This is a genomic window from Pseudomonas sp. CC120222-01a (genome assembly GCF_003097235.1).
Classification (GTDB): Bacteria; Pseudomonadota; Gammaproteobacteria; order Pseudomonadales; family Pseudomonadaceae; genus Aquipseudomonas.
The window spans coordinates 159,385-175,490 of record NZ_QEQQ01000002.1 but is presented as its reverse complement, the minus strand read 5'-3'; the positions used below and the strand labels follow the sequence as shown (position 1 = coordinate 175,490).

Below are 16,106 nucleotides of genomic sequence, written 5' to 3'. Positions count from 1 at the left end.
TTGTTGAATACCGCACGTAATTAGGCGGCGAATAATACCAGAGCACCACGCCAACGCAAGTTGTCGCTTGCACCGACCGTCGTCTGCTAGGCTCGCCAGTCTTTGAAACACCCTCTGAGACCTTTCGCGTGTCCGACGTCATCCTGCGCCTTGCCCTGCCCTCCCCGTTGCGCCGCCTGTTCGACTACAAGGCGCCAGCGAGCATGGCGCGTCAGGTGCTGACCCCTGGCATGCGCATCCGCGTGCCCTTCGGGCGCCGAGAAATGATCGGCGTGCTGGTGGAGGTGTGCGAGCAGAGCGAAGTGCCTGCCGACAAGCTCAAGCCCGCCAGCGCCTTGCTCGACCCGGTTTCGCCGATCCCTGCATCGCTGTTCAAGCTGTGCCTGTGGACAGCCCAGTACTATCAGCACAGCCTCGGTGACACACTGAGCTGGGCTCTACCCACGCTACTACGCCAGGGCGAACCTGCCGAAATGCGCCAGGAGCGCTTCTGGCACGTGGCACCTGGCGCACGCCTGGAAGACCCGCGCATCGCCCGTGCCCCGCGCCAGCGCGACGCCCTCAAGACCCTGGCCCAGCACCCGCACGGCGTAGCGCACAGCCTGCTGAGCAAGCTCAACCTGAACAAGGACAGCCTCGACCTGCTGCTGGCCAAGGAGCTGGTTCAGCTGGAAGTACGTCGCCATCTGCCGACGCATCGCCACGAGCACTGGCTGGCACAGCCGGAGCTGCCGCTCAATGAAGAACAGCGCGAGGCCTTCGACGCCGTGCGCGAGGGCTTTGGCGGTTTCGGCGCCTTCCTGCTGGCCGGTGTCACCGGCAGCGGCAAGACCGAGGTGTACCTGCAACTGATTCGTGAAACCCTTGAAGCCGGCAAGCAGGCGCTGGTATTGATCCCCGAGATCAACCTCGGCCCGCAGACCCTGGCGCGCTTCGAGCAGCGCTTCAACGCCCGCATCGCCCTGCTGCATTCGGCCGTGAACGACCGCGAGCGCCTCGATGCGTGGCTGGCCGCCCGCGACGGCGAGGCCGACATCATCATCGGCACGCGTTCGGCGCTGTTCACGCCGATGAAGAACCCCGGCCTGATCATCATCGACGAAGAGCACGACGGTTCCTACAAGCAACAGGAAGGCCTGCGCTACCACGCCCGCGACCTTGCGCTGGTGCGCGCCCACCAGGAAAACATCCCGATCCTGCTCGGCTCTGCCACACCTTCGCTGGAAACCCTGCACAACGCGCTCACCGGCCGCTATCGCCTGCTGCGCATGAACCAGCGCGCGGGTGGCGCCCGCCCACCGCGCATGCTGCGCCTGGATGTGAAGAGCCTGCCACTGGACAGCGGGATCAGTGGCCCGTTGCAGCAGGCCATCCGCCAGACCCTGGAGGCCGGCCAGCAAGTCCTGGTCTTCCTCAACCGCCGCGGCTTTGCCCCGACCCTGCTGTGCCATGACTGCGGCTGGCTGTCCGAATGCCCCCGCTGTGATGCCCGCATGACCGTGCACCAGCGCTCTGGCGTACTGCGTTGCCACCACTGTGGCTACGACGAGCGCCTGCCGCACCAGTGCCCGCAGTGCAACCACGTCGACTTGCGGCCCGTTGGCGCCGGCACCGAACGCGCCGAAGAACGTTTGAAAGTGATCTTCCCGGATTACCCGATCCTGCGCGTGGACCGCGACAGCACGGCGCGCAAGGACGCCATGCACACCTTGTTCACCACCATCCAGCGCGGCCAGCCAAGCATTCTGGTGGGCACCCAGATGCTGGCCAAAGGTCACCACTTCCCACGGGTAACCCTGGTCGCCATTCTCGATGCCGACGGCGGGCTCTTCTCCGGCGACTTCCGCGCCAGCGAGCGCATGGCCCAGCTGATCGTCCAGGTGGCCGGCCGGGCCGGGCGTGCCGAAGAGCCCGGCAAGGTAATCATCCAGACGCACCTGGCCGATCACCCGCTGCTGGTGCAACTGACCGAACAAGGTTACTTCGCCTTTGCCGAGCAGGCCCTGGACGAGCGCCGCAATGCCGGGCTGCCGCCGTTCTCTCACCTTGCCCTGCTGCGCGCCGAAGCACACAAGCCCGGCCAGGCTGAAAGCTTCCTCGACGAAGCTTGCGCCGCCGCCGAACGCCTGGTCGCCGAACAGCGCCTGCCCGGCATCGAACTGCTGGGGCCGGTGCCTGCCCCCATGGAACGACGCGCCGGGCGCTTCAGGGCGCAATTATTGATTCAGGCCAACACCCGAGCCCCCTTGCATCGACTGATCAGCGCCTGGTTGCTAGTGTTGGAGCAACTGCCGAGCGGGCGCCAGGTACGCTGGTCACTGGATGTCGACCCGGTCGACCTTTATTAAGCTTGGGCCCCAAAGGTTGGCAACCCGCCCCCGGCAACGGATAATGCCCAGTTTTTCCACCTGCGCATCCAGGCGCTCCACCGCGCTTGCGGTCGAAAAGAGATCCCCATGAAAGACACCATTCGCCAGCTGCTCCAGCAAGCCCTCACCCAACTCGTCACCGACGGTGTGCTGCCTGAAGGGCTGTCGCCGGCGATTCAGGTGGAAAACGCCCGGGACAAGACCCACGGCGACTTCGCCAGCAACATCGCCATGATGCTGGCCAAGCCGGCCGGCATGAAGCCGCGCGACCTGGCTGAAAAACTGATCAACGCCCTGCCGGCCAGCGCCGACATTAGCAAGGTCGAGATCGCCGGCCCAGGCTTCCTGAACTTCTTCCAGAACACCGACGCCCTGGCCAACCGCCTGGACGCCGCCCTGGCCGACGCCCACCTGGGCGCACGCAAGGCTGGCCCTGCGCAAAAAGTGGTGATCGACATGTCGGCACCGAACCTGGCCAAGGAAATGCACGTCGGCCACCTGCGCTCGACCATCATCGGTGACAGCGTCGCGCGGGTGCTGGAGTTCCTCGGCGACGAGGTGATCCGCCAGAACCACGTAGGCGACTGGGGCACCCAGTTCGGCATGCTGCTGGCCTACCTGGAAGAAAACCCGATCACCAGCGACGAACTGTCGGACCTGGAGAACTTCTACCGCGCCGCGAAGAAGCGTTTTGACGAGTCCGAAGAATTCGCCACCCGCGCACGCGGCCTGGTGGTCAAGCTGCAGGCCGGCGACCCGGAATGCATGGCGCTGTGGACGCGCTTCAAGGACATCTCGCTGTCGCACTGCCAGAAGACCTACGAGCTGCTCAACGTCAAGCTGACCATGGCCGACGTGATGGGCGAAAGCGCCTACAACGCCGACCTGGCCAACGTGGTGTCCGACCTCAAGGCCAAGGGCTTGCTGGTCGAGGACCAGGGCGCGCAGTGCGTGTTCCTCGAAGAATTCAAGAACAGCGAAGGCGAGCCCCTGCCGGTGATCGTGCAGAAGGCTGACGGCGGCTACCTGTACGCCACCACCGACCTGGCTGCCGTGCGCTACCGCAGCAACGTGCTCAAGGCCGACCGCGCCCTGTACTTCGTCGACCAGCGTCAGGCCCTGCACTTCAACCAGGTGTTCGAAGTGGCCCGCCGCGCCGGCTTCGTCGGCCACCCGATGCAGATGGAACACATGGGCTTTGGCACCATGAACGGCGCCGACGGCCGCCCGTTCAAGACCCGCGATGGCGGCACCGTGAAGCTGATCGACCTGCTCACCGAGGCCAAGGAGCGCGCCTACGCGCTGGTCAAGGAAAAGAACCCGGAGTTTACCGAAGAGGAGCTGCGCCACATCGGCGAAGTGGTCGGCATCGGCGCGGTGAAATACGCCGACCTGTCCAAGCACCGCACCAGTGACTACAGCTTCAACTTTGAGCAGATGCTCAACTTCGAAGGCAACACCGCGCCTTACCTGCTGTATGCATACACCCGGGTTGCCGGCGTATTCCGCAAGCTGGGCAAGGGCTTCGATGAAGTTGACGGCAACATCGTGCTGCAAGCTACTCAGGAACAAGACCTGGCCGCGAGCCTTGCGCAGTTTGGCGAGATCCTCAACAGCGTCGCTGACAAAGGCACGCCGCACGTGCTGTGCACCTATCTGTACGACCTGGCCGGCCTGTTCTCCAGCTTCTACGTGAACTGCCCGATCCTCGCCGCCGAAACCGCTGAACAGCAGCAGAGCCGCCTGCGCCTGGCTGCCCTGACCGGCCGCACCCTCAAGCAAGGTCTGGAACTGCTCGGCCTGGAAACCCTGGAGCGCATGTAAGTTGGCTGCCAAGAAAAAACCAGCTCCAAAACGCGGCGCCAGCCGTCAGACGGCACCAGCCAAACAGCCGATCCCCGGCTGGGTATGGCTGGCGGTCGGCCTGACGGTCGGTGCGTTCATCGTCTTCCTGATGAAACTCGAGCCTGGTGGCGGTGATATCAAGCGCACCAAGCCCGAGCAGCAGAAGCCGGAGAAAGTGGCCGAGGCCAGCAAGGCGACCACCCCCGCAACGCCACAGGCGCCGGTGAAGCCGAAGTACGACTTCTACACCCTGCTGCCGGAGTCCGAGGTGATCGTGCCGCCTGAGGCCGTGCCGGAGAAGACCCCGCCAGTGCCTGCGCAGCCGGTAACCCCGGTGACGCCGGCTGAAGCGGCGAAAATCGACACCGCCCGCGCCCAGGCCGCACTGCTGGGGCAGACACCGCCACCCGCGCCACCGGTGATCAAGCCGGCGGCGACCACGCAATACTTCCTGCAGGCCGGCTCGTTCCGCAAGCAAGCCGACGCCGACAAGGTCCGCGCGCAGATCATCCTGCTCGGCCAGGTGGTCAAGGTCGAGTCGGGTACCGTCAAGGAAGAAACCTGGTACCGCGTGCTGGTCGGGCCGTTCAGCAACCGTGAACAGCTGACCGTGGCGCAGAAACAGCTAGCGGGGGCCGGGTTCAGCAACCTGCTGCTGCAGCAGCGACAGACCCGCCAGTAACGAAAAAGGCCTTGCCGCACAGCGCGACAAGGCCTTTTTTGTGGGCGCCTCGCACCCTATCGGCTGCGGGCGTTGGCTTCGGAAATCTGGCCGTTCAAGGTCCAGAAGTCATACAGCACACCCACCAGGAACAGGCCGCCGGTGAAGAAGTAGATGATCGCCGAGATCCACTTGCCCTGGTACAGGCGATGCACACCAAAGATGCCCAGGAAGGTCAGCAGGATCCAGGCGATGTTGTAGTCGATACGGCCGGACTGGAAACGCATGTCAGCCTCCCGGTCCATCGACGGAATCAGGAACAGGTCGATCAGCCAGCCGATGCCGAGCAGCCCCAGGGTGAAGAACCAGATGGTCCCGGTGACCGGCTTGCCGTAGTAGAAACGGTGCGAGCCGGTAAAGCCGAATATCCACAGCAGGTAGCCGATGACCTTGCTGTGGGTGTCGTGATACGGCGCCCCTTGCTGATAACTGTTCATTCATAGCCCTCGTGGGTTATCCGAAAATTTTCTAAAGAAAAATGTGACTTTTTCATCGCGGCCCGACGTACGGCAGCATGACAATCGACCAACGGCCCTGAAAGGGAGCAAAAAGCTGTTATAAAGTTGCGCGCCAAACACATAAACATTACATAAGAGCTTCATCTATGCCGCCTTTATTCAAGACATGGCTGACCCTCTGCCTATTATTGCCCCTGGCCGCCCACGCCACCAATCGTGAGCAACGTCTTCCCAATGGTTTCACCGGTTACACCAGCAATGCTTCGGTGAAACACGCGCCCGTCAAGCAGGCCACGCTGCACGCACGCTCTAACCATTCGGGCAAGGGCCACAACCTGCCTGCCGTTGCGGCGATGTCGCCGAAGCAGAGCAGCGATGTGCTCAGCCGTGCGGTCAACGTGCTCGGTACCCCTTATGTTTGGGGCGGCAGCAACCCGAAAAAAGGGTTCGACTGCAGCGGGCTGGTCAAGTATGCGTTCAACGACGTGGCAGACGTCGACTTGCCGCGTACGTCCAACGCAATGGCCCAGGGCCACGGCGTGAAAGTGGCCAAGAGCGACCTCAAGCCTGGCGACCTGATCTTCTTCAACATCAAGAGCCGTCGGGTCAATCACGTTGCCATCTACCTGGGTAACGACCGCTTCATCCATGCGCCGCGCACCGGCAAGCGGGTGAGCATCGACAGCCTGAACAAGCCTTACTGGCAGCAGCACTATGTGGTTGCCAAGCGGGTGCTGCCGAAAGAGCAGCAACAGCTGAGCCTGGCCAAGCGCTGATCCTGTCGGCGCTTTCCTGTACCGGCCTCTTCGCGGGCAAGCCCGCTCCCACGGGATAGTGGGAGCGGGCTTGCCCGCGAAAGGGCCGGAACAGCCACTACAGATTGCTGATCAGCCCCTTCTCCCTCAGCCCCCGCATCGCCCCCTCCATCGTCCGCATCCCTTCCGCCGCCCCGGCCTGCATCACCGAACACAACTGTGCCATCCGCCCCTCACGCACCAGGTTGCGTACCGCAGGCGTCGCCACCAGTACTTCTCGCGCCGCCACCCGGCCGCCGCCCACACGCTTGACCAGCACCTGTGCCACCACCAGGCGCAACGATTCCGCCAGCATCGCCCGCACCAGCGGTTTCTCCTCTGCCGCAAACACCTCAACCAGCCGGTCAATGCTGCTGGCCGCGGACCGTGTATGCACCGTGGCCAGCACCAGATGCCCGGTCTCCGCTGCGCGCAACGCCAGGCGGATGGTCTCCAGGTCGCGCAGTTCACCAATCATGATCACATCCGGGTCCTGCCGCAGGGCACTGCGCAGCCCTTGGGCGAAGTCACGGCAATGTCGGCCAATCTCACGATGATTGACCAGGCTGCGCTGGCTGCTGTGGATAACTTCAACAGGGTCTTCAAGGGTGATGACATGCAGCGCCCGCTCTCGATTGAGCCGGTCGATCAGTGCCGCCAGGGTGCTCGACTTGCCGCTACCGGTCGGCCCGCCTACCAGCACCAGGCCATCCGTATGCTGCGCAACGGCTTGAAACACTTCTTCAAGACCAAGTTCATCGACACGGGCAATACGTTTCGGAATCAGGCGAAACGTGGCTGCCAGGCCGTTCAGCTGCCGAAACAGATTGAGACGAAAACGCCCCAGTGATGGCAACTCCAGCGCTAAATCCAGCTCATCGCCCTGCAACCATTGCCGGCACTGGCCCTGGTCGAGCAGCGGCGTCAGTGCGTCGTTCAATGCTGCTGACGTCACGCCCGGCAGCGCCATGCGCCGCAGCTCGCCATCCACGCGCAGCGTCGGTATCTCGCCCGCAGCCAGATGCAGGTCGCTTGCCCCTGCCTCCACGGCCCGGGCCAACAGGTCGGTCACGTCCATGAGACTCCCCAATAGCCATCAAGCAGGTAGAATGCCGAAGATCTCCAGAGCCGACGGCATCGATCCATGTCCACCATAGCAGACAACCTTTCCGCCCTCGCCGCCCGCATCCACAGCGCTGCCCAGGCTGCCGGACGCGACCCGGCCAGCGTTCAGCTGCTGGCCGTGAGCAAGACCAAACCGGCCAGCGCCATTCGCGAAATCCACGCTGCCGGCGTGCGTGATGTCGGTGAAAACTACCTGCAGGAAGCCCTGGCCAAGCAAGAAGAACTGCGCGACCTGCCCTTGATCTGGCACTTCATCGGCCCCATTCAGTCGAACAAGACCAAAGCCATTGCCGAACATTTCGACTGGGTACACTCCGTGGACCGCCTGAAGATCGCCCAACGCCTTTCCGAACAGCGCCCTGCGGGCCTGGCACCGCTGAACATCTGCCTGCAGGTGAACGTCAGCGGCGAAGACAGCAAGTCCGGTTGCGCCCCGGCCGACCTGCCAGCGCTGGCCAAGGCCGTGGCAGCGCTGCCAAACCTGCGCCTGCGAGGGTTGATGGCGATCCCCGAGCCGACCGAAGACCGTGCCGCCCAGGAGGCCGCCTTCGCCAACCTGCGCCAGCTTCAGGAAAGCCTCGGCCTTGGCCTGGACACCCTGTCGATGGGCATGAGCCATGACCTGGAAGCGGCCATCGCTCAAGGCGCGACCTGGGTACGTATCGGTACCGCCCTGTTCGGCGCGCGCAATTACGGCCCCGTCTGATTCCATGCTTTACTCACTCTTTCCTTCAAGGACCTGACATGAGCAAGACACGTATTGCCTTTATCGGCGCCGGCAACATGGCCGCCAGCCTGATCGGCGGCCTGCGTGCCCAAGGCCTGGACGCGGCGCAGATCCGCGCCAGCGACCCCGGCGCCGAGACCCGCACCCGCGTCCAGGCCGAACACGGCATCGAGGCTTTCGAAGACAACGCCCAGGCCATTGCCGGTGCCGATGTAATCGTGCTGGCGGTGAAACCTCAGGTCATGAAGGCCGTGTGCGAGGCACTGAAGCCGAACCTGCAAGCTGGTCAACTAATCGTCTCGATCGCCGCCGGCATCACCTGCGCCAGCCTGCAGACCTGGCTCGGCGCCCGCCCGGTGGTGCGCTGCATGCCCAACACGCCGGCGCTGCTGCGCCAAGGCGTCAGCGGCCTGTACGCCACCGCTGAAGTGTCCGCCGAACAACGCCAGCAGGCCGAACAACTGCTGTCGGCGGTCGGTACCGCCCTGTGGCTGGAGCAAGAGCAACAACTGGACGCCGTCACTGCGGTCTCCGGCAGCGGTCCTGCCTACTTCTTCCTGCTGATCGAGGCGATGACCGCTGCGGGCGAAAAACTGGGCCTGCCCCGCGAAACCGCCTCGCAACTGACCCTGCAAACCGCCCTGGGCGCCGCGCACATGGCCGTGGCCAGCGATGTCGACGCTGCAGAACTGCGCCGCCGCGTCACCTCGCCAGCCGGCACTACCGAAGCGGCGATCAAGTCGTTCCAGGGCAATGGCTTCGAAGCCATCGTCGAGCAAGCGCTGGCAGCGGCGTCGAAGCGTTCCGCCGAGCTGGCCGAACAACTGGGCAAATAAGGAGCTGTTGATGAATGCACTGTCCGGCGCCGCGATCTTCGTGGTGCAAACCCTGGTCAGCCTGTACCTGGTGATCGTCCTGCTGCGCTTCGTGCTGCAGCTGGTCAAGGCCAACTTCTACAACCCGCTGAGCCAGTTCGCCGTGCGCGCGACCCAGCCACTGCTCAAGCCGATCCGCCGGGTGATCCCCAGCATCGGCGGCCTGGACACCTCGTCGCTGCTGCTGGCGATCGTCATCCAGGCGCTGCTGATGGGCTTCGTGCTGATGGTCACCTACGGCACCTTCGGCGACGTCCTGCACCTGCTGATGTGGGCCATCATCGGCATCACCTCGCTGTTCCTGAAGATCTTCTGGGTGGCGATGATCGTCATGGTGATCGTTTCCTGGGTCGCACCGAACAGCCACAACCCGGCTGCCGAGTTGGCCTGGCAGATCAGCGAGCCAGTGCTGGCACCGTTCCGCCGCATCGTGCCCAACCTGGGCGGCATGGACATCTCGCCGATCTTCGCCTTCCTGGCGATCCAGGTGATCCAGTCGTTCGTCATGCCGCCGCTGGCCGCCTATGCGGGCATGCCACAGGAACTGTGGCGGATGATCTGACCCCATGCGCACCTGGCGGCAAGCCTTTGCTTGCCGCTGGGGGTAGCGCTCTTTAGACTTACGCCTCCGTCAAGCGTGAGCAGGGTCGATGTCCACTGTCCTTCCCGAAGATTCCGTCGGTCTGGTTACACCGCAAATTGCCAAGTTCGATGAACCGTTGGCCCTGGCCTGCGGCCGTTCGCTGAACAGCTACGAGCTGGTCTACGAAACCTATGGCACCCTGAACGCCAGCGCGAGCAATGCCGTGCTGATCTGCCATGCCCTGTCCGGCCATCACCATGCCGCTGGCTACCATGCCGCCACCGACCGCAAACCGGGCTGGTGGGACAGCTGCATCGGCCCCGGCAAGCCGATCGATACCAACCGTTTCTTCGTGGTCAGCCTGAACAACCTCGGCGGCTGCAATGGCAGCACGGGCCCGAGCAGCATCAACCCGGCCACCGGCAAGCCCTATGGCGCCGAGTTCCCGGTTCTGACCGTGGAAGACTGGGTGCACAGCCAGGCGCGCCTGGCCGACCGCCTGGGCATCCAGCAGTGGGCGGCCATCGTCGGTGGCAGCCTGGGCGGCATGCAGGCCCTGCAGTGGACCATGACCTACCCCGATCGCGTGCGCCACTGCGTGGATATCGCCTCGGCACCCAAGCTGTCGGCGCAGAACATCGCCTTCAACGAAGTGGCACGCCAGGCCATCCTCACCGACCCCGAGTTCCACGGCGGCTCGTTCCAGGATCAGGGCGTGATCCCCAAGCGCGGCCTGATGCTGGCGCGCATGGTCGGCCACATCACTTACCTGTCCGACGACTCGATGGGTGAGAAATTCGGCCGTGAGCTGAAGAGCGACAAGCTCAACTACGACTTCCACAGCGTCGAATTCCAGGTCGAGAGCTACCTGCGCTACCAGGGCGAGGAGTTTTCCGGCCGTTTCGACGCCAACACCTACCTGCTGATGACCAAGGCCCTGGACTACTTCGACCCGGCCGCAGCCAATGGCGGCGACCTGGCCGCGACCCTGGCCCACGTCAAGGCGGATTACTGCATCATGTCGTTCACCACCGACTGGCGCTTCTCGCCGGCCCGCTCGCGGGAGATCGTCGACGCCCTGATGGCGGCGCGCAAGAACGTCTGTTATCTGGAGATCGACTCGCCTTACGGCCACGATGCCTTCCTGATCCCCACGCCTCGCTACATGCAGGGTTTCGCGAACTACATGAACCGCATCGCCATCTGAGGACAGCATGAGAGCCGATCTGGAAATCATCCACGACTGGATTCCCGCCGGCAGCCGGGTACTCGACCTGGGCTGCGGCAGTGGCGAGCTGCTGGCCTCGCTGCGTGACCGCAAGCAGGTCACCGGCTATGGCCTGGAGATCGACCCCGACAACATCGCCGCCTGCGTGGCCAAGGGCGTCAACGTCATCGAGCAGGACCTCGACAAGGGCCTGGGTAACTTTGCCAGCAACAGCTTCGACGTGGTGATCATGACCCAGGCCCTGCAGGCCGTGGAGTACCCTGACCGCATTCTCGACGAGATGCTGCGGGTGGGCCGCCAGTGCATCATCACCTTCCCCAACTTCGGCCACTGGCGCTGCCGCTGGTACCTGGCCACCAAGGGTCGCATGCCGGTTTCGGACTTCATGCCGTACACCTGGTACAACACGCCGAACATCCACTTCTGCACCTTTGCGGACTTCGAAGAGCTGTGCCATGAGCGTCGCGCCAAGGTCCTTGACCGCCTGGCCGTCGACCACTTGCACCGTAACGGGTGGGGTGGGCGGCTTTGGCCTAATCTTCTAGGTGAAATCGGCATCTATCGCGTCAGCAGCCCGGGCCTGCAGGAGCATCAACTGGCGGTCTGACGCCCACCGGAGGATTCGCACCATGCGTCGCCTAGCCCTGTTCCTGATCAGCCTGTGCCTGGCCCTGCCAGTGATGGCGGCCGATGCCGCCCGACCCGAGCGCAAGGAAGTCTTCGGCGACGTGACGGTGCACTACAGCGCCTTCACCTCGAGCATGCTGCAACCGGACATCGCCGCTGCCACCGGGCTCAACCGCAGCAAGAACCAAGGCGTGCTCAACATCGCCGTGCTCAAGAAAGACAAGCCCGCCATGGCGGTGGTCAGCGGCACGGTGAAGGACCTGACCGGGCGTACCAACCCGCTATCGTTCAAGCAGATAACCGACCAGGGCGCGGTGTACTACATCGCCCAGTTCAAGATCGAGCAGGCCGAGACCCTGACCTTCGACCTCAATGTCGAAACCGGCGGAGTCAGCCATCAACTCAGTTTCAACCAGGAAGTGTTCCCAGGCGAATGATGAATTTCCAGCAACTCGTATTGGCCAGCCACAACGCCGGCAAACTCAAGGAACTCCAGGCCATGCTCGGCCAATCCGTACAGCTGCGCTCGATCGGTGAGTTCAGCCAGGTAGAGCCCGAAGAGACCGGCCTGTCGTTCGTCGAGAATGCCATCCTCAAGGCCCGCAATGCTGCGCGCATCTCCGGCCTGCCGGCCTTGGCCGACGATTCCGGCCTGGCGGTGGACTTCCTCGGCGGCGCGCCGGGCATCTACTCGGCGCGCTATGCCGATGGCAAGGGCGACGCGGCGAACAACGCCAAACTGCTCGAAGCCCTGAAGGACGTGCCGCCTGAGCAGCGCGGCGCCCAGTTCGTCTGCGTGCTGGCCCTGGTGCGCCACGCCGATGACCCGCTGCCGATCCTTTGCGAAGGCCTGTGGCACGGCAGCATCCTGTTCGAGGCCAGCGGCGAGCACGGTTTCGGCTACGACCCGCTGTTCTGGGTACCCGAGCGCAACTGCTCCAGCGCCGACCTCGCCCCTGTGGATAAGAACCAGCTCAGCCACCGCGCCCGCGCCATGGCCCTGCTGCGTCAACGTCTGGGCCTGGCATGATCGCAACGCTGTCCCAAGCTGGCGCGGTGGCGCTCACCAGCCTGCCGCCGCTGGCGCTGTACATCCACATCCCGTGGTGTGTACGCAAATGCCCTTACTGCGACTTCAACTCCCACGCCGCCGGGCCTGAGCTGCTGGAAGAGGCCTACGTCGACGCCCTGTTGACCGACCTCGACCTGGAACTGGCCGCCGTGCAGGGCCGGACCTTGTCGTCGATCTTCTTCGGCGGCGGTACGCCAAGCCTGTTCAGTGCCAATGCCCTGGGGCGCCTGCTGCGTGGCGTGGAGCAACGCATCCCGTTCGCGGCGGACATCGAGATCACACTCGAGGCCAACCCAGGTACCTTCGAGCAGGAGAAGTTCAAGGCCTACCGGCAGACCGGCATCAACCGCCTGTCCATCGGCGTGCAGAGTTTTCAGCCGGCCAAACTGGAAGCGCTGGGGCGTATCCACAATGGCGACGAAGCGATCCGCGCTGCTGGCATGGCGCGTGCGGCCGGTTTCGACAACTTCAACATGGACCTGATGCATGGCCTGCCCGACCAGTCGCTGGACGACGCTCTGGGTGACCTGCGCCAGGCCATCGACCTCGGGCCGACTCATCTGTCGTGGTACCAGCTGACCGTCGAGCCGAACACGGTGTTCTGGAACCAGCCGCCGGAGCTGCCTGAAGACGACATCCTCTGGGACATCCAGGAAGCTGGCCAGGCGCTGATGGCGGCCAACGGTTTCAAGCAGTATGAAGTTTCGGCCTATGCCCAGGCTGACCGTGCCGCCAGGCACAACCTTAACTACTGGCGCTTCGGTGACTTCATCGGCATCGGTGCCGGTGCCCACGGCAAGCTGACCTTTGCCGATGGCCGTATCCTGCGCACCTGGAAGACCCGCCTGCCCAAGGACTACCTGAACCTGGCCAAGCCGTTCAAGGCCGGCGAGAAGCTGTTGCCGGTGGACGAGCTGCCGTTCGAGTTCATGATGAACGCCCTGCGCCTCACCGATGGCGTGGAAGCCGAGCTGTTCCCCCAGCGCACCGGGCTGCCCCTGGCGCAGCTGGCCGAAGCCCGCCGCGCCGCCGAACAAAAGGGCCTTTTGCAGGTCGAACCGGATCGACTGGTGGCCACGCCGCGCGGCCAGCTGTTCCTCAATGACCTGCTGCAGTATTTCTTGACCTAAGGATGACCCATGGATCTGGTACTTGATCTGCTCGCCACGGTTTCCCGCTGGAGCCGCAGCAATCTGTCTGAGATTTCCCTGGCCCTGGTAGGCTGCCTGCTGGTGCTGTTCGGCACCGATATCAAAGGCTGGGTGGACCAGCGCCTGGGTGCCCTGGCGGGCGCGCTACGGGTGCCGGTGATGGCTGCCCTGGTGATGGTCGGCAGTGGTGCGGCGCTGATCTATGCCACGCCGTGGGTGGTGAAGGGATTGGGGCAGTTCAACAACTACGCGCTGGCGCCGGTGTTGTTGGTGGTGCTGGTGTTGATTGGCGTGGTGGCTGACCGCCGCGGGTGAACCTGCTAAAAGCTGCCCCGGGGAACCAGGGCAGCCCCACCACCTGACTAGCCCTTACTGGGCATCATCGAAGTGATCGCGCATGAAGTCTCGAACGGTCTTGAGCACAGTCAAGATCCGGATGAGCTTCCAGACGCGGCTCAGCGCATCAAGCAAACGCTTCATATGCCTTGGCCTCCGTGTTGGCGGGCCAATCTTCCAGCATCTAACCGGTACTTCGACGCCTTCGAAATCTGTGTGGGAGATTTCGGTGAAGTGGCCAGGTCAATGGCCCTTCGAAAGAGAGTCACCGGCACGGTTCTCAGGCCGTGTCGAAGGGGCCGGAAAGTAGAATTCTTCACTTACCCGGCCCATCACCGAATTAATCCTCACAGGAGCAGCGCGATGATACGTGGAATACACGATAGAAGCTGTTAACCGCTCCGACACACATAATGCTGGATATTTCTGGTCATTGACCCACCCACTCGGGATGCCTATGATCCAGTGACTGTGTGGGGGGTTTCGGTGAATTCCCAGAGCGAAGGATACTCAGTCCTGTCGCTCACACAAAAAAACCGCTCTTCTCAGAGCGGTTTTTTTTCGCCTGCATTTCTACAAGCCTCAGCGTATCGAAAGGCTCAATCCGCCAATCAATCCACCTTCTCGAACTTCAAATCCCACACCCCATGCCCCAGCCGCTCGCCGCGGCGTTCGAACTTGGTGATCGGGCGCTCTTCCGGGCGCGGCACATAGGTACCGTCTTCAGCACGGTTGCGATAGCCCGGGGCGGCGCTCATCACTTCCAGCATGTACTCGGCATATGGCTCCCAGTCGGTCGCCATGTGGAACACACCACCGGGCTTGAGCTTGCGACGTACCAGTTCGGCGAACTCCAGCTGGACGATGCGGCGCTTGTGGTGACGCGCCTTGTGCCACGGGTCAGGGAAGAACAGCATCAGGCGGTCGAGGCTGTTGTCGGCCACGCAGCGGTTGAGCACTTCAATCGCATCGCAGTCATACACCCGCAGGTTCTTCAGGCCCTGGGTCAGCACGCCGTTGAGCAGCGCGCCAACACCTGGACGGTGCACTTCGACACCGATGAAGTCCTGTTCAGGTGCGGCAGCGGCCATTTCCAGCAGGGAATGGCCCATGCCGAAGCCGATCTCCAGGGTACGCGGCGCCGAACGGCCGAACACCTGGTCGTAGTCCACCGGGCTGTCGGCCAGCGGCAGGATGAACTGCGGGCCGCCCTGGTCGAGGCCGCGTTGCTGGCCTTCGGTCATGCGCCCGGCGCGCATCACGAAGCTCTTGATGCGGCGGTGTGGGCGCTGGTCGCCGTCGGTGGAGATCGGCGTATCTTGCGAGTCAGTCATCAGGGGCTCTTACTTGATCAGACCATCCAGCGGCGAAGAGGCGCTGGCATAAAGTTTTTTCGGCATGCGGCCGGCCAGGTAGGCCATGCGGCCAGCGAGGATGGCGTGCTTCATGGCCTCGGCCATCAGCACCGGCTGCTGGGCGTGGGCGATGGCCGAGTTCATCAGTACGGCTTCACAGCCCATTTCCATGGCGATGGTGGCATCGGAGGCGGTACCGACACCCGCGTCAACCAGCACCGGCACCTTGGACTCTTCCAGGATGATCTGCAGGTTGTACGGGTTGCAGATGCCCAGGCCAGTGCCGATCAGGCCGGCCAGCGGCATTACCGCGATGCAGCCGGCTTCGGCCAGCTGGCGGGCGATGATCGGGTCGTCGCTGGTGTAGACCATCACGTCGAACCCGTCCTTGACCAGCACTTCGGCGGCCTTGAGGGTTTCGATCACGTTGGGGAACAGGGTTTTCTGGTCGGCCAGCACTTCCAGCTTCACCAGGGTGCGCGACTCGTGGGACTTGTGGCCATCGAGCAGCTCGCGGGCAAGACGGCAGGTACGCACCGCCTCGACAGCGTCAAAGCAACCTGCGGTGTTCGGCAGGATGGTGTACTTGTCGGGCGACAACACGTCGAGCAGGTTCGGCTCGCCCGCATTCTGGCCAAGGTTGGTCCGGCGCACGGCCACGGTGACGATCTCGGCACCCGAGGCCTCGGTGGCCAGGCGGGTTTCTTCCATGTCACGGTACTTGCCGGTGCCGACCAGCAGGCGCGACTGGAAAGTGCGCCCGGCCAGGATGAAGGGCTTGTCGCTACGAACGTTGCTCATCGTTGTTCCTCGGGAAAAGATTGCTGGGCTTGCAGGTGA

The 16,106-nt window shown here is 63.6% G+C and carries 17 protein-coding genes; 13 read left to right on the top strand and 4 right to left on the bottom strand.

Going from position 1 to position 16,106, the window contains the following annotated elements:
• Window positions 1-128 precede the first annotated feature (128 nt).
• The 3 genes from N430_RS03750 to N430_RS03740 all read left to right on the top strand — a co-directional run bounded on the left by N430_RS03750 (window position 129) and on the right by N430_RS03740 (window position 4,896).
• Window positions 129-2,348, top strand: a complete 2,220-nt coding sequence (locus N430_RS03750) for a primosomal protein N' (RefSeq protein WP_110632970.1) — start codon at window positions 129-131, stop codon at window positions 2,346-2,348.
• Between the two features lie 108 nt (window positions 2,349-2,456).
• The gene (gene argS, locus N430_RS03745; RefSeq protein ID WP_110632967.1) at window positions 2,457-4,193 is read left to right on the top strand and encodes an arginine--tRNA ligase; all 1,737 of its coding nucleotides are present in this window, start codon (window positions 2,457-2,459) and stop codon (window positions 4,191-4,193) included.
• A 1-nt stretch (window position 4,194) separates the two neighbouring features.
• Complete coding sequence (locus N430_RS03740; RefSeq protein ID WP_110632964.1) at window positions 4,195-4,896, top strand: SPOR domain-containing protein; 702 nt, start codon at window positions 4,195-4,197, stop codon at window positions 4,894-4,896.
• Between the two features lie 56 nt (window positions 4,897-4,952).
• Here N430_RS03740 and N430_RS03735 read toward each other — a convergent pair whose 3' ends face one another.
• Window positions 4,953-5,372 (bottom strand): TM2 domain-containing protein, encoded by a 420-nt coding sequence (locus tag N430_RS03735; RefSeq protein WP_110632961.1) that lies wholly within the window; start codon window positions 5,370-5,372, stop codon window positions 4,953-4,955.
• A gap of 167 nt (window positions 5,373-5,539) precedes the next feature.
• Between N430_RS03735 and N430_RS03730 the strand changes: the two genes are divergently transcribed.
• Complete coding sequence (locus N430_RS03730) at window positions 5,540-6,169, top strand: C40 family peptidase (protein WP_110632958.1); 630 nt, start codon at window positions 5,540-5,542, stop codon at window positions 6,167-6,169.
• Between the two features lie 97 nt (window positions 6,170-6,266).
• Here N430_RS03730 and N430_RS03725 read toward each other — a convergent pair whose 3' ends face one another.
• Window positions 6,267-7,265, bottom strand: coding sequence for a type IV pilus twitching motility protein PilT (locus N430_RS03725; RefSeq protein ID WP_110632955.1), 999 nt, complete (start codon window positions 7,263-7,265; stop codon window positions 6,267-6,269).
• A 66-nt stretch (window positions 7,266-7,331) separates the two neighbouring features.
• On the opposite strand from N430_RS03725, the gene N430_RS03720 reads away from it, so the two are divergent.
• The 9 genes from N430_RS03720 to N430_RS03680 all read left to right on the top strand — a co-directional run bounded on the left by N430_RS03720 (window position 7,332) and on the right by N430_RS03680 (window position 13,890).
• Window positions 7,332-8,018, top strand: coding sequence for a YggS family pyridoxal phosphate-dependent enzyme (locus N430_RS03720; protein ID WP_110632952.1), 687 nt, complete (start codon window positions 7,332-7,334; stop codon window positions 8,016-8,018).
• A gap of 38 nt (window positions 8,019-8,056) precedes the next feature.
• Window positions 8,057-8,875: a pyrroline-5-carboxylate reductase gene (gene proC, locus N430_RS03715; protein WP_110632949.1), complete on the top strand. Its 819-nt coding sequence runs from the start codon at window positions 8,057-8,059 to the stop codon at window positions 8,873-8,875.
• Between the two features lie 10 nt (window positions 8,876-8,885).
• Entirely contained in the window at window positions 8,886-9,476 is a 591-nt protein-coding gene (locus N430_RS03710; RefSeq protein ID WP_027920981.1) for a YggT family protein, read from the top strand.
• Between the two features lie 88 nt (window positions 9,477-9,564).
• Window positions 9,565-10,704 (top strand): homoserine O-acetyltransferase, encoded by a 1,140-nt coding sequence (locus N430_RS03705; RefSeq protein WP_110632947.1) that lies wholly within the window; start codon window positions 9,565-9,567, stop codon window positions 10,702-10,704.
• Window positions 10,705-10,711: 7 nt separating this feature from the next.
• The gene (metW, locus tag N430_RS03700; RefSeq protein WP_110632944.1) at window positions 10,712-11,332 is read left to right on the top strand and encodes a methionine biosynthesis protein MetW; all 621 of its coding nucleotides are present in this window, start codon (window positions 10,712-10,714) and stop codon (window positions 11,330-11,332) included.
• Window positions 11,333-11,354: 22 nt separating this feature from the next.
• Complete coding sequence (locus N430_RS03695) at window positions 11,355-11,789, top strand: DUF4426 domain-containing protein (RefSeq protein ID WP_110632941.1); 435 nt, start codon at window positions 11,355-11,357, stop codon at window positions 11,787-11,789.
• The gene (gene rdgB / locus N430_RS03690; protein ID WP_110632938.1) at window positions 11,786-12,382 is read left to right on the top strand and encodes an RdgB/HAM1 family non-canonical purine NTP pyrophosphatase; all 597 of its coding nucleotides are present in this window, start codon (window positions 11,786-11,788) and stop codon (window positions 12,380-12,382) included. The genes N430_RS03695 and rdgB overlap by 4 nt, the downstream gene beginning before the upstream one ends.
• Window positions 12,379-13,554 (top strand): radical SAM family heme chaperone HemW, encoded by a 1,176-nt coding sequence (gene hemW, locus N430_RS03685; RefSeq protein WP_110632935.1) that lies wholly within the window; start codon window positions 12,379-12,381, stop codon window positions 13,552-13,554. The genes rdgB and hemW overlap by 4 nt, the downstream gene beginning before the upstream one ends.
• A gap of 9 nt (window positions 13,555-13,563) precedes the next feature.
• Complete coding sequence (locus tag N430_RS03680; protein ID WP_110632932.1) at window positions 13,564-13,890, top strand: DUF3392 family protein; 327 nt, start codon at window positions 13,564-13,566, stop codon at window positions 13,888-13,890.
• A 632-nt stretch (window positions 13,891-14,522) separates the two neighbouring features.
• Here N430_RS03680 and trmB read toward each other — a convergent pair.
• Window positions 14,523-15,245 carry a tRNA (guanosine(46)-N7)-methyltransferase TrmB gene (trmB, locus tag N430_RS03675; RefSeq protein ID WP_099814467.1) on the bottom strand — a complete coding sequence of 241 codons (723 nt, stop codon included), beginning with the start codon at window positions 15,243-15,245 and terminating at the stop codon, window positions 14,523-14,525.
• 9 nt (window positions 15,246-15,254) lie between these two features.
• On the bottom strand, window positions 15,255-16,067 hold the full coding sequence (locus tag N430_RS03670) for a thiazole synthase (protein ID WP_027920973.1): 813 nt from the start codon (window positions 16,065-16,067) through the stop codon (window positions 15,255-15,257).
• Window positions 16,068-16,106 lie beyond the last annotated feature (39 nt).

Bases quoted from the DNA above. Each gene is read 5' to 3' on its own strand.
- trmB (WP_099814467.1), bottom strand. From the start codon at position 15,245: ATGACTGACTCGCAAGATACGCCGATCTCCACCGACGGCGACCAGCGC.
- N430_RS03680 (WP_110632932.1), top strand. From the start codon at position 13,564: ATGGATCTGGTACTTGATCTGCTCGCCACGGTTTCCCGCTGGAGCCGC.
- N430_RS03670 (WP_027920973.1), bottom strand. From the start codon at position 16,067: ATGAGCAACGTTCGTAGCGACAAGCCCTTCATCCTGGCCGGGCGCACT.
- proC (WP_110632949.1), top strand. From the start codon at position 8,057: ATGAGCAAGACACGTATTGCCTTTATCGGCGCCGGCAACATGGCCGCC.
- N430_RS03730 (WP_110632958.1), top strand. From the start codon at position 5,540: ATGCCGCCTTTATTCAAGACATGGCTGACCCTCTGCCTATTATTGCCC.
- N430_RS03735 (WP_110632961.1), bottom strand. From the start codon at position 5,372: ATGAACAGTTATCAGCAAGGGGCGCCGTATCACGACACCCACAGCAAG.
- N430_RS03695 (WP_110632941.1), top strand. From the start codon at position 11,355: ATGCGTCGCCTAGCCCTGTTCCTGATCAGCCTGTGCCTGGCCCTGCCA.
- metW (WP_110632944.1), top strand. From the start codon at position 10,712: ATGAGAGCCGATCTGGAAATCATCCACGACTGGATTCCCGCCGGCAGC.
- N430_RS03720 (WP_110632952.1), top strand. From the start codon at position 7,332: ATGTCCACCATAGCAGACAACCTTTCCGCCCTCGCCGCCCGCATCCAC.
- hemW (WP_110632935.1), top strand. From the start codon at position 12,379: ATGATCGCAACGCTGTCCCAAGCTGGCGCGGTGGCGCTCACCAGCCTG.
- N430_RS03705 (WP_110632947.1), top strand. From the start codon at position 9,565: ATGTCCACTGTCCTTCCCGAAGATTCCGTCGGTCTGGTTACACCGCAA.
- N430_RS03710 (WP_027920981.1), top strand. From the start codon at position 8,886: ATGAATGCACTGTCCGGCGCCGCGATCTTCGTGGTGCAAACCCTGGTC.
- argS (WP_110632967.1), top strand. From the start codon at position 2,457: ATGAAAGACACCATTCGCCAGCTGCTCCAGCAAGCCCTCACCCAACTC.
- rdgB (WP_110632938.1), top strand. From the start codon at position 11,786: ATGATGAATTTCCAGCAACTCGTATTGGCCAGCCACAACGCCGGCAAA.
- N430_RS03725 (WP_110632955.1), bottom strand. From the start codon at position 7,265: ATGGACGTGACCGACCTGTTGGCCCGGGCCGTGGAGGCAGGGGCAAGC.